Source organism: Streptomyces sp. cg35 (assembly GCF_050410835.1).
Taxonomy (GTDB): Bacteria; Actinomycetota; Actinomycetes; order Streptomycetales; family Streptomycetaceae; genus Streptomyces.
This window is the reverse complement of record NZ_CP191268.1, coordinates 4982696-4995132: the sequence shown is the minus strand read 5'-3', so window position 1 is coordinate 4995132 and position 12437 is coordinate 4982696. Positions and strand designations below refer to the sequence as shown.

Genomic DNA, 12437 nt, shown 5'->3' with positions numbered 1-12437 from the left:
AGTTGACACCCCGACGGTACAGCGCCCCGGAGGGGCGCGGGGAACTGTGCGACCAGCCACGACAGAACGTCCACCCGGCAACGCACGGCGGCAGGCAGGACGGAAGCCGGAGAACGCCCGCTACCGTGGGTCAGATGAGCCCCAGCGAGCAGACCCCGGCGGCGGCCACCACGGCCCCCCGTTCCCTGGCGGAAGCCCTCCGCTCCCGGGACGACGCGTCCCTGGCCCGTCTCCTGCGGGCCCGCCCGGATCTGCTCGGCCCGGTTCCGAACGACCTGACCCAGCTGGCCACCCGGGCCGGCACGCGGGCCTCGGTGGTCCGCGCCCTGGACCGCTTGGACCGGTTCACGCAGCAGGTGGCGCAGGCGCTCTCGGTGGCCCCGGAACCGGCGACGTACGCGGCGCTGCTCGGTCTGCTGCCGGGCGAGGAGGCGGAGCGGGCGCTGCCGGGCGCCGTGGCGACGCTGCGCGAGCAGGCCCTGCTGTGGGGCGGGGACGACCAGCTCCGCCTCGTCCGTACGGCCCGCGAGCTGCTGGCGCCGGGACCGCAGCACCCGTCCCCCACGGGGCTGGGCCCGACGGTCGCCGAGGCCACGGCAGGGATCTCGCCGACCCGTCTGCAGGAGATCGTCGCCGCGGCCGGGCTGGCGTCGACGCACGACCCGGTGTCGGCGGTGGCGGCGCTCACGGAGCTGTTCACCACGCCCGCGCGCATGTCGGCGCTCCTCGACGAGGCGCCGGCCGAGTCCATCGACGTACTGAGCCGCCTGGTGTGGGGGCCGCCGTACGGGCAGGTGACGGCCCAGCCGGCGGCGCATCTGCGCTGGCTGCTCGACCGCGGTCTGCTGCTGCCGACCGCGCCCGGCACGGTGGTGCTGCCGCGCGAGGCGGCGCTGCACCTGCGCGGCGGCCGGGCGCACCGCGAGCTGGAGCCCGTGGCGCCCGAGGTGCGGGAGAAGGCGCCGCACCGTCCACAGGTTGTGGACGCCGCGGCGGCGGCGCAGGCGTACACGGCGCTCGCGACGGTCGAGGAGCTGCTGAAGGACTGGGACGAGGGCGGGCCCGCGGTGCTGCGGGCGGGCGGCCTGAGCGTGCGGGACCTCAAGCGCACGGCGGCGGCCCTCGACACGACGGAGCCGCAGGCCGCCTTCTGGGTCGAACTCGCCTACGCCGCGGGCCTGCTGGCGTCGGACGGCGAGGCCGACGAGCGGTACGCGGCGACGCCCGCGTACGACGAGTGGCTGGAGCGGCCGCCGGCCGAGCGGTGGACGCGGCTCGCGGCGGCGTGGCTGGCGGCGACGCGCACGGCGGGCGTGGTCGGCGGCCGGGACAGCAAGGACCGGGCGCTGTCGGCGCTGGGCCCGCACCTGGACCGCTCGGCGGCGCCCGAGGTCCGCCACCGGGTCCTGACGCTGCTGTCGGACCTGCCGGAGGGCACGGCGCCCGACCCGGAGTCGGTCGTGGCCCGGCTGACCTGGGAGCGGCCCTCGCCCGCCGCCCGGGACCTGCGCACGCGGCTGGCCCGCTGGACCCTGTCCGAGGCGGAGTCGCTCGGGCTGACGGGCCGCGGGGCGCTGTCGGGGCACGGCCGCGCGCTGCTCACGGTGCAGGACCTGACGCCTGCCGAGCGCGCCGCGGCGACGCTGAAGGCGGAGAAGCTCATCGCCCCGCTGCTGCCGGAACCCCTGGACCACCTCCTGCTCCAGGCGGACCTGACGGCGGTGGCCCCCGGCCCCCTGGAGCGTCCGCTCGCGGACGCCCTGTCGGTGCTGGCCGACGTCGAGTCGAAGGGCGGCGCGACGGTGTACCGGTTCACGCCGGGCTCGGTGCGGCGCGCACTCGACGCGGGCCGCACCGCGTCCGACCTGCACGCCTTCCTCACCCAGCACTCGCGCACGCCGGTCCCCCAGCCCCTGACCTACCTCATCGACGACGTGGCCCGCCGCCACGGCCATCTGCGGATCGGCGCGGCCTCCGCGTACGTCCGCTGCGACGACGACGCCCTGATGGGCGAGATCCTCGCGGACAGGCGGGCGGCGCCGCTGCGGCTTCGCCGGCTCGCGCCGACGGTCCTCGCGGCCCAGGTGGACCCGGGCACGCTCCTGGAGGGCCTGCGCTCGATGGGGTTCGCGCCGGCCGCGGAGACGCCCGAGGGCGATGTCCTGATCACCCGCGCCCATGCGCACCGCACCCCGCCGCGCACGGCTCCGGAGCCGGTCCCGGACGGGCCGCCGCTGCCCGACGGCACGCTCCTCGACGCCGCGATCCGGGCGATCCGGGCGGGCGACATGGCGGCGACGACCCCGCGCAGAACGGCGCCCGCCCACCCCGGCGGCGGCGAACTGCCCCGCACGGCGGCCGCCGAGACCCTCGCCACGATGCAGGCCGCGGTACTCACCGGCGACACCCTGTGGATCGGTTACGTGAACGCGGAGGGCGCCGCCAGCCAGCGCGTCATCGCCCCCATCCGCGTCGAGGGCGGCTTCGTGACGGCGTACGACCACACGGCCGACGAGGTGCGGACGTATCCGCTGCACCGGGTGACGGGCGTGGCGGAGCTCTCCGAGCAGTAGAGGAGCGGCGGACGCGACCTGAGTCACTCCGCGCACCGCGCGGCATGCGGCACACTGGACGTTTGGCCACACCGGGCCAGGGCCAGCAGAAAGGGTGCCGCGCGTGAACGGTCCACTCATCGTCCAGTCGGACAAGACCCTGCTCCTCGAGGTCGACCACGAGCAGGCCGACGACTGCCGCCGGGCGATCGCGCCGTTCGCCGAGCTGGAGCGGGCGCCGGAGCACATCCACACGTACCGGCTGACGCCGCTGGGGCTGTGGAACGCGCGGGCGGCCGGCCACGACGCGGAGCAGGTCGTGGACGCGCTCGTGCAGTACAGCCGCTACCCGGTGCCGCACGCGCTGCTGGTCGACATCGCCGAGACGATGGACCGCTACGGCCGGCTGACGCTGTCCAAGCACCCGGCGCACGGCCTGGTGCTGACGACCACGGACCGCCCGGTGCTGGAGGAGATCCTGCGCTCCAAGCGGGTGCAGCCGCTGGTCGGCGCCCGGATCGACGCGGACACCGTGGCCGTGCACCCCTCCGAGCGCGGCCAGATCAAGCAGACGCTGCTGAAGCTGGGCTGGCCGGCCGAGGACCTCGCCGGGTACGTCGACGGCGAGGCGCACCCGATCGAGCTGGCGGAGGACGGCTGGTCGCTGCGCCCGTACCAGAAGCAGGCCGTCGAGGGCTTCTGGCACGGTGGGTCCGGCGTCGTCGTGCTCCCCTGCGGCGCGGGCAAGACGCTCGTCGGCGCGGGCGCGATGGCACAGGCCAAGGCCACCACGCTGATCCTCGTCACGAACACGGTGTCGGCCCGGCAGTGGAAGCACGAGCTGGTGAAGCGGACGTCGCTGACCGAGGACGAGATCGGCGAGTACAGCGGTACGAAGAAGGAGATCCGCCCGGTCACCATCGCCACGTACCAGGTGCTGACGACGAAGCGGAAGGGTGTCTACCCGCACCTGGAGCTGTTCGACTCCCGGGACTGGGGCCTCGTCGTCTACGACGAGGTGCACCTGCTGCCCGCGCCGGTCTTCAAGTTCACCGCCGACCTGCAGGCGCGCCGCCGTCTCGGCCTGACCGCGACCCTGGTCCGGGAGGACGGCCGTGAGTCGGACGTCTTCTCGCTCATCGGCCCCAAGCGGTTCGACGCGCCGTGGAAGGAGATCGAGGCGCAGGGGTACATCGCCCCGGCGGACTGTGTCGAGGTCCGGGTCAACCTCACCGACTCCGAGCGGCTCGCGTACGCCACCGCCGAGGCCGAGGAGAAGTACCGCTTCTGCGCGACGACGGCGACGAAGCGCAAGGTCACCGAGGCGCTGGTGAAGAAGCACGCGGGTGAGCAGACCCTCGTCATCGGCCAGTACATCGACCAGCTCGACGAGCTGGGCGCCCACCTGGACGCCCCGGTCATCAAGGGCGAGACGACGAACGCGGTGCGCGAGAAGCTGTTCGACCAGTTCCGGGAGGGCGAGCTCTCCGTCCTCGTCGTGTCGAAGGTCGCGAACTTCTCCATCGACCTGCCGGAGGCGACGGTCGCCATCCAGGTCTCGGGCACGTTCGGCTCGCGGCAGGAGGAGGCGCAGCGCCTCGGCCGTGTCCTGCGCCCGAAGGCGGACGGGCACAAGGCCCGCTTCTACTCGGTCGTCGCCCGCGACACGATCGACCAGGACTTCGCGGCGCACCGCCAGCGGTTCCTGGCCGAGCAGGGCTACGCGTACCGGATCGTGGACGCGGACGAGCTGCTCGCCGAGGGCTGACGCAGCGCCACGACGACGAGAGCCAGGCCGAGCAGCGGGTACGGGGACGCCAACGGCTGCTGCCACCAGGCGAGTTGCAGGTCCAGGTCGCCCTGGTGGGGCAGCAGCCACATGGTGCGGGCGGTGAAGAGCAGCGCGACGGCCGCGGTCGTACGTCGATGGCCCGCCGCCCACGTCAGCGCCAGCAGCGGGACGCACCACACCCAGTGGTGGGACCAGCTGATGGGTGAGACGAGGAGCGCGGTGAACGCGGTGAGGGCGATGCCGTGCGCCTCGGTGCGGGCGCGCGCGGCCGCGTACAGTCCGGCCAGCGCGACGAGGACCGCGGGGACGGCCCACAGCGCGCCGGGTTCGGTGGTGTGCAGCGCGCGGTCGATCAGGCCCTGCAGCGACTGGTTGTCGACGATCCACGCCTTGCCGACGCGCCCGGTCTCGTAGAGCCGCCGCGTCCAGAACTCCCAGCTGGCGTACGGGAGTACGAGCGCGCCCAGCGCCACGGTGCCGGCGCAGCCCGCCGCCGCGCAGGCCGCTTCGCGGCGGCGGCCGGTCAGCAGCAGGTACACGATGAAGACGGCCGGGGTGAGCTTGATGCCGGTCGCGATGCCGAGCGCGACGCCCTTGCCGCGGGCGCCGTTGCGCCGGGTCAGGTCCCACAGGACGAGGCACGCCAGGGCGAGGTTGATCTGCCCGAACAGGACGGTCTGGAAGACGGGTTCGAGCCAGAGCGCTCCGCTGGTGAGCAGGGCGGTCCCGGCCCGCGTCGTCTTCAGGCCCGCCAGGCGGCAGGAGAGGTGGACCAGGACGGCGATGAGCCCGATGTTGCCGAGGAGGAAGGCGGCCTTGAGGGCGGGCAGGGGGAGCCAGGTGGTCGGGATGAAGAGGAGTGCGGCGAACGGGGGGTAGGTGGCGGGGAGTTGCCACGCCGTGACCGTGAACCCGTAGAGGTCGCCGCCGCCGGCTGCCGCCGCGGCGCCCTCGGCCCGGTAGACGAGGACGTCGGACATGGGGGCGTGCTGGGCGGCGCAGAGGGTGAGCAGGGCGATGACGGAGAGGCCGAGCAGAAGGGGGGCGGCGACTTTGCGCAAGCTCATGATCACGGTGAGCAACCATAAGTCAAGCCCCTCCGGCTGCTGAGGAGCGGGGTCCGGGCAGAACCCCGCGTCCTCGGCGCCGTTGCCGCTGGACTAGAAGCCCGCCCGGAAGCGGCGCAGGCGGAGACTGTTGCCGACCACGAACACCGACGAGAAGGCCATCGCCGCGCCCGCGATCATCGGGTTCAACAGCCCCGCCGCGGCGAGCGGGAGCGCCGCCACGTTGTAGGCGAACGCCCAGAACAGGTTGGACCGGATCGTGCCGAGCGTCCGGCGCGACAACCGGATCGCGTCGGCCGCCGACCGCAGGTCACCGCGGACGAGGGTGAGGTCACCGGCCTCGATCGCCGCATCCGTCCCCGTCCCCATCGCCAGCCCCAGATCGGCCTGCGCCAGCGCCGCCGCGTCGTTGACGCCGTCGCCGACCATGGCGACCGAACGCCCCTCGCCCTGGAGGCGCTTGACGACGTCGACCTTGTCCTGGGGCAGCACCTCGGCGACGACGTCGTCCGGCGCGATACCGACCTCCGCCGCGACGGAGCGGGCCACCGCCTCGTTGTCCCCGGTCAGCAGCACCGGGCGCAGGCCGAGCGCACGCAGCCGGCGGACCGCGTCGGGGCTGGTCTCCTTCACGGCGTCGGCGACCTCCAGGACGGCGCGGGCCTCGCCGTCCCAGGCCACGGCGATCGCCGTACGCCCGGCGGCCTCGGCCGCGGACTTGGCGCGGGCCAGCCCGGCGGGCAGGCGGATCTCCCAGCCGGCGAGCAGCTGTTCGCGGCCGGCCAGGACGGCGTGGCCGTCGACGATGCCCTGGACGCCGAGTCCGGGGATGTTCGTGAAGTCCTCGGGGGTGGGGAGCTCGCCCACCCGGGCCGCCGCGCCGGCGGCCACGGCCTGTGCGATCGGGTGCTCGGAGGCATGCTCCAACGCGCCTGCCAGGCGGAGCACTTCGGCCTCCGAGGTGGCCTGCGCCGGGTGCGTGGCGAGGAGTGTCATCCGCCCTGTGGTCACGGTGCCGGTCTTGTCGAGGACGATCGTGTCGACCGCGCGGGTGCTCTCCAGGACCTCGGGGCCCTTGATGAGGATGCCGAGCTGGGCGCCGCGGCCGGTGCCGGCCATGAGCGCGGTGGGCGTGGCCAGGCCGAGCGCGCACGGGCAGGCGATGATCAGCACGGCGACGGCGGCGGTGAACGCGGCCGTCCAGCCCGCGCCGTTGCCGAGCCAGAAGCCGAGCGTGGCGACGGCCAGGGCGATGACGACCGGTACGAACACGGCGGAGATCCGGTCCGCGAGCCGCTGGGCCGCGGCCTTGCCGTTCTGCGCGTCCTCGACGAGCTTCGCCATCCGGGCGAGCTGGGTGTCGGCGCCGACCCGGGTGGCCTCGACGACGAGCCGCCCGCCGACGTTCAGCGTGGCCCCGGTGACGGTGTCGCCGACCGCGACCTCGACCGGCACGGACTCGCCGGTGAGCATGGAGGCGTCCACGGCGGACGACCCCTCGACGACCGCGCCGTCGGTGGCGATCTTCTCGCCCGGGCGGACGAGGAAGCGGTCGCCGGTCCTCAACTCGCTCACGGGGACGGTCTCTTCGCGGCGTCCGTCGCCCCGGAGGACGGTGACGTCCTTGGCGCCGAGCTCGAGCAGCGCCTTGAGCGCGGCGCCCGCCTTCCGCTTGGAGCGGGCCTCGAAGTAGCGGCCCGCGAGGATGAAGGCGGTGACGCCCGCCGCGGCCTCCAGATAGATGTTCCCGGCGCCGTCGCCGCGGGTGATGGTCAGCTCGAAGGGGTGCGTCATGCCGGGCTCGCCGGCCGTGCCGAAGAACAGCGCCCACAGCGACCACAGGAACGCCGCCGACGTACCGACCGAGATCAGGGTGTCCATCGTCGCGGCGCCGTGCCGCGCGTTCGTGACGGCCGCCTTGTGGAAGGGCCAGGCCGCGTACGTCACGACGGGCGCGGCCAGCGTGAGCGAGAGCCACTGCCAGTACGTGAACTGGAGGGCCGGGATCATCGCCATCGCGACGACGGGCGCGGCGAGGACGACCGCGGTGATCAGGCGCTGGCGCAGGGGACGCAGTTCGTCGCCGGCGCCGCCGGCGCCTTCGGGCGTGTCCTCCCGGGCGGGCGCGGGCTCCTGCGCCGTGTAACCGGTGGCCTCGACGGTCGCGATCAGGTCCGCGACCCCGACCCCTTGCGCGTACGAGACCTTCGCCTTCTCGGTCGCGTAGTTGACGGTCGCCTCGACGCCGTCCATCCGGTTCAGCTTCTTCTCGATGCGGGCGGCGCACGAGGCGCAGGTCATGCCGCCGATGGCGAGCTCCACCTGCGCGGGTGGGGCGACGGTCTGCGCCGGCATGGTGCCTCCTGAGTGACGGGTACCCGGGGCGGGTACCCCGTGATGTGATCCAGTTATACCCCTGGGGGGTATCAATCGCAAGGGCGGCAAGACTTGACTTGATACCCCCCAGGGGTATCGTCGTGATGGCGGGAACGACGACCGCCCCGCCGACCCGAGGAGCCCGCCATGCACGCAGGACTGAAGATCGCCGCCTTCGCCGCCGCGGCCGCCGCCACGTTCGGGACCGCGTACGGGGTGGGTGCCGGGGTGGACCCCGTCGTCGCCGGGACCGAGAAGCGGCCGGCCGCACACGACGAGCACGACGAGCACGGCGACGCCTCCGCCGCCCCGGCCGCGGACACCACCCCCGGCGGGCTCCAGGTCTCCGAGCGCGGCTACACGCTCGACCTGGAGCGGGACCGGCTCCGGGACCGGACCGGCGAGCTGCGCTTCACCATCCGTGAGGACAGCACCGGCAAGCCCGTGACCTCGTACAAGAAGGAGCACGGCAAGGAGCTGCACCTGATCGTCGCCTCGCGCGACCTGACCGCGTACCGGCATCTGCATCCGGTCCGCGGCGCCGACGGCACCTGGTCGACGCCCGTCTCGCTGCCGAAGGCGGGCGACTACCGGGTCTTCGCCGACTTCACCCCGCGCGGCGAGCAGGAGGGGCTCACGCTCGGCGCGGGCCTCGGGGTCGCCGGGCGGTACGCGCCGGCCCCGCTGCCCGGGCACGCGGAGACGGCACGGGTGGACGGCTACGAGGTCCGGGTCGAGGGCGGGCTGCGGCCGGGCGCGGCGAGCGAGCTGACCCTGAGCGTCCGCAGGAACGGCCGGCCGGTCACCGATCTGGAGCCGTACCTCGGCGCGTACGGGCACTTGGTCGCGCTGCGCTCCGGCGATCTCGCGTACCTTCACGTTCACCCGCACGACGGCAGGCCGGGGCCGGAGGTTTCCTTCACCGCGACGGCGCCGAGCGCGGGGACGTACCGGCTCTTCCTGGACTTCAAGCACGACGGGGTGGTCAGGACGGCTGCGTTCACGGTGCACGCGGCGTAGGCTGGGCAGGACATTGGACTAGACCTATCGCCGGGGCCCCGGGTAGGTCGTCGCGACAGGAGCCTCATGAGCAAGCGTGCAGTCCTGGAGGTGATCGCCCTCGACACCGTGGACGCGATCGCCGCTCAGGCCGGGGGTGCGGACCGCCTGGAGCTGGTCACCGACATGGCGGCGGACGGGCTGACGCCGTCGGTGGAGACGTTCGCGGCGATCCGCGCCGCCGTGGGGATCCGGCTGCGCGTGATGCTCCGCCTCGCGGACGGCTTCTCGGCGGGCGACTCCGCGCAGGTGGACGCTCTGGTGGCGGCCGCGCGGGAGCTGCGGGCCGCGGGTGCGGACGAGTTCGTGCTCGGGTTCCTGGACGAGCACGGCGGGCCGGACCTCGCCGCAGTCGAGCGGCTCGTGGCGGAGCTGGACGGATGCCGGTGGACGTTCCACCGGGCCGTCGACCGGGCCGCGGACCGGGACGCTCTGCGCAAGCAGCTGGCGGATCTGCCGGGGCTCGACACGTATCTGACGGCAGGCTCCGCGGAGGGGGTCGACGCGGGCCTCGACGTCCTCGTGGCCGAGGCCGCGCGGACGGTGGCCCGGGAGCCGGGGTACGAGCAGCAGATCCTGGTCGGCGGCGGGCTCCGCCTGGAGCATGTGCCGGGGCTGCGGGCCGCCGGGGTCTCGGCGTTCCACATCGGCGGGGCGTCGCGTCCCGACGGGTGGGACGGGCCGGTTTCCGCGGACGCGGTACGGGTGTGGCGCGAGGCCCTGGACGCCTGACGCGTCCGGCACCTCGTTCGTCGGGGCTGCACCCCTGGCGCCGCGCCGGGCGACCCTTGTGAGCTTGGTCAACTCTCCTCTTCTTGCAGTGAGTTGAGGTAGGCGTCCAGGTGGCCCGACGCGTGGAGCATCAGGCGGGTGCGGGTCGTGAGGGTCCGGGATCGGGTGTCCAGGGCCGCGCGGAGCGCCTCGCTGTCGCCGGTCGTGCGCAGCTCGTCGAGGACCGGGGCGATCTGCGCGAACAGATAGTGGCTCGCCCGCAGCGTGTGGACGATGCGGGCGTCGCGGACCTCGGCGGGGCCGAACAGGCGGTACCCGGTGGCGTGCTGACGGCGGGGCCGGAGCAGGCCCGCCGCCTCCCACACACGCAGCGCCGACGTCCGTACGCCGACGAGCCGCGCCACGTCACCGATCCGCAGATCGTCCGGCACGCCGCGGGGTCCGCCGTCGCCCGCCAGCACCGCCAGCGCCTCCCGCGTCGCCGCCAGCGCGCGCCGCCGCTCGTGCGCGGCCGCGTGCGCCGCGTCCACCGCGGCCAGCGCGCCCGGCTCGTCACCGGCCCGCACCGCCCGCATCACGTCCTGCGCGACGGCGCCCCCGTACCCCGCCGCGAGCGCGCGATAGGTGAGCAGGGCCCTGCGGTGCACGTCCCCGAAGACGCGATAGCCGGATTCCGTGCGCGGCACGTCCGGGAGCACGCCCAGGTCCTCGTAATTGCGGATCTGCTGGGTGGAGACACCGGCGAGGCGGGCCAGGTCGACCGTGCGGAGCCGTGCCACGACGTACCTATCGGGCCGACGGCGCGAGCTGCTCCGGCAGCGGTGTCGTATGCACCACCACCAGGCCCGACACCGCCCGGGTCAGCGCGACGTACAGCCGGCGCAGGCCGGTCCGTTCGTCCGGCTCGCCGTTCACCACCGCGGCCGGCTCGTCGAGGACCACGTAGTCGTACTCCAGGCCCTTCGCCAGCGACGCCGGCACCAGGGTGAGCCGCGACTCGGCCGTGGTCTCCTCGCCCGGGGCGAGGTACGTGAGGCCGGCCGCCGTCAGCTGCGCCGCCAGTTCGCCGCACCGCGCGTCCGCCGCGATCAGACCCACCGAGCCCTCGTTCTCCAGCGCCAGCACGCACGCGGCGACGACATCCGCCGGCCCCGCCCCGGCCCGCACCTCGAACGCCCCGGGGTTCTCCCGCACGGACCGCACCGGGGCGAGCCCGGGCGCGATGGACGGCAGCAGCCGCGACGCGTACGTGATGACGTCCGTCGGCACGCGGAAACCGGCCGTCAGCTCCTCCACCACCGCGTCTGGCTTGCCGAGATGGGCCAGCGCCTCGTGCCAGCTGCGCGTCGCCCACGGCGTCGTGCCCTGCGCGAGGTCCCCGAGCACGGTCACGGAACCGGTCGTCGCGCGCCGCCCCACCGCCCGGTACTGCATCGGCGACAGGTCCTGCGCCTCGTCGAGGACGACGTGTCCGAGCGAGTGCGTGCGCGCGACGAGATCCGCCGCCTCGTCGATCAGCACGGCGTCCGCGACGGACCACTTGGCCGACTTGACGCTGCGCGCCGGCTTCGCCCACAGCACGGCCTTCTGCTCCTGCTCGTCGAGCAGCCCCTCCGCGTGCTCCGCGAGGAAGTCCGCGTCGGACAGCAGCCGCAGCACCAGCTTGGCCGGGTCGACGGCCGGCCAGACCGCCTTGACCACCGCCTTCACCGCGGCATTGCGCGCGACCGCGTCCTGCACCCGGTCGTCCGGGGCCTCGCCCGCCCGCTCCATCTGGACGAGCACGGCGTGCGCGATGCGCTGCGGCAGGGCGTCGCGCGCGGCCCCGTACCGCATGTCGCGCTCCATCAACTCCCGCACGATGTCTTCCAGTTCGTACGAGGCGACGCGCCAGCGGCGGGACCCGCGCACCACCACGACGCCCTCCGTCGGCGGGGTGATGTGCGAGCGCAGCGCCCGCCGCACCACCTCGGCCATCCGGGCGTCGCCCTTGACCAGGGCGGCCTCGGCGCTGTCGGTGCCGCGCACCTCCACCAGCGCGACGAGGTCCTCGACCGTCGCCTGCTTGACCTCCAACTCACCGAGCGCGGGCAGCACTTGCTCGATGTAGTGCAGGAACGACTTGTTGGGTCCGATGACGAGCGTGCCGGTGCGGGCGAGCCGCTCGCGGTGCGCGTAGAGGAGGTACGCGACCCGGTGCAGGCCGACGGCGGTCTTCCCGGTGCCGGGCCCGCCCTGCACGCACACCGACCCGGCGAGGCCGCTGCGCACGATCTCGTCCTGCTCGGGCTGGATGGTGGCGACGATGTCGCGCATCGGGCCGACGCGCGGCCGCTCGATCTCCTGCTGGAGCAGCTTGCTGGTCTGCTCGGCCTCGGCCGGGTCGGACAGGTGCTCGTCCTCGTACGCGGTGAGCTCGCCGCCGGTGTAACCGAACCGGCGGCGCAGCGCGACGTCCAGCGGGTCCTTCTTCGAGGCCCGGTAGAAGGGCTGGGACACCGGTGCGCGCCAGTCGATGACCATCGGGTCGCCGTCGGCGTCGTGCACGTGCCGCCGCCCGATGTAGAACCGCTCGCCGTCGGCGCCCTCGGCGAGGTCGACGCCCGGCGCGTGCAGGTAGTCGAGCCGGCCGAAGAACAGCGGCGTGTGGCTGAGGTCGGCGAGCGCCTTGATCCGCTCGTCGATCTGGCGCTGCAGCACCTCGGCGTTGACCCAGTTGGCGGTGACGTCGCGGATGTCGAGCGCCTGCGCGTCCTCGCGCATGGCGCGCAGCGCGGCCCGGGACGAGACGAGGTGTGCGCGCTCGCGGTCGAGCGGTGACGTCGAGGGTGCGGGCGTGGGCGACGTTGACGGGCTCAC

The 12437-nt window shown here is 74.1% G+C and carries 8 protein-coding genes; 4 read left to right on the top strand and 4 right to left on the bottom strand.

All coding sequences use genetic code 11. The annotated features are described in order from the left end of the window. The first annotated feature begins 134 nt into the window (after positions 1 to 134). A complete protein-coding gene (locus tag ACQUQD_RS22755; RefSeq protein ID WP_428953973.1) occupies positions 135 to 2573 on the top strand; it encodes a helicase-associated domain-containing protein in 2439 nt (812 codons plus the stop codon). 103 nt (positions 2574 to 2676) lie between these two features. After that, positions 2677 to 4320 (top strand): DNA repair helicase XPB, encoded by a 1644-nt coding sequence (locus ACQUQD_RS22750; protein ID WP_428953972.1) that lies wholly within the window; start codon positions 2677 to 2679, stop codon positions 4318 to 4320. Here the strand turns inward: ACQUQD_RS22750 and ACQUQD_RS22745 are convergent. Both ACQUQD_RS22745 and ACQUQD_RS22740 read right to left on the bottom strand, forming a co-directional pair. Beyond that, entirely contained in the window at positions 4272 to 5411 is a 1140-nt protein-coding gene (locus ACQUQD_RS22745; protein WP_428953971.1) for a glycosyltransferase 87 family protein, read from the bottom strand. The genes ACQUQD_RS22750 and ACQUQD_RS22745 overlap by 49 nt on opposite strands. 93 nt (positions 5412 to 5504) lie before the next feature. Next, complete coding sequence (locus tag ACQUQD_RS22740) at positions 5505 to 7766, bottom strand: heavy metal translocating P-type ATPase (RefSeq protein WP_428953970.1); 2262 nt, start codon at positions 7764 to 7766, stop codon at positions 5505 to 5507. A gap of 168 nt (positions 7767 to 7934) precedes the next feature. Between ACQUQD_RS22740 and ACQUQD_RS22735 the strand changes: the two genes are divergently transcribed. Continuing rightward, positions 7935 to 8807, top strand: coding sequence for a hypothetical protein (locus ACQUQD_RS22735; RefSeq protein ID WP_428953969.1), 873 nt, complete (start codon positions 7935 to 7937; stop codon positions 8805 to 8807). 66 nt (positions 8808 to 8873) lie between these two features. Next, positions 8874 to 9578, top strand: coding sequence for a copper homeostasis protein CutC (locus ACQUQD_RS22730; RefSeq protein WP_428953968.1), 705 nt, complete (start codon positions 8874 to 8876; stop codon positions 9576 to 9578). A gap of 68 nt (positions 9579 to 9646) precedes the next feature. On the opposite strand, the gene ACQUQD_RS22725 is transcribed toward ACQUQD_RS22730, so the two are convergent. Together ACQUQD_RS22725 and ACQUQD_RS22720 are read right to left on the bottom strand one after the other, a co-directional pair. After that, positions 9647 to 10357 (bottom strand): MerR family DNA-binding transcriptional regulator, encoded by a 711-nt coding sequence (locus tag ACQUQD_RS22725; protein ID WP_428953967.1) that lies wholly within the window; start codon positions 10355 to 10357, stop codon positions 9647 to 9649. Between the two features lie 7 nt (positions 10358 to 10364). Next, on the bottom strand, positions 10365 to 12341 hold the full coding sequence (locus ACQUQD_RS22720; RefSeq protein WP_428957631.1) for a HelD family protein: 1977 nt from the start codon (positions 12339 to 12341) through the stop codon (positions 10365 to 10367). Positions 12342 to 12437 lie beyond the last annotated feature (96 nt).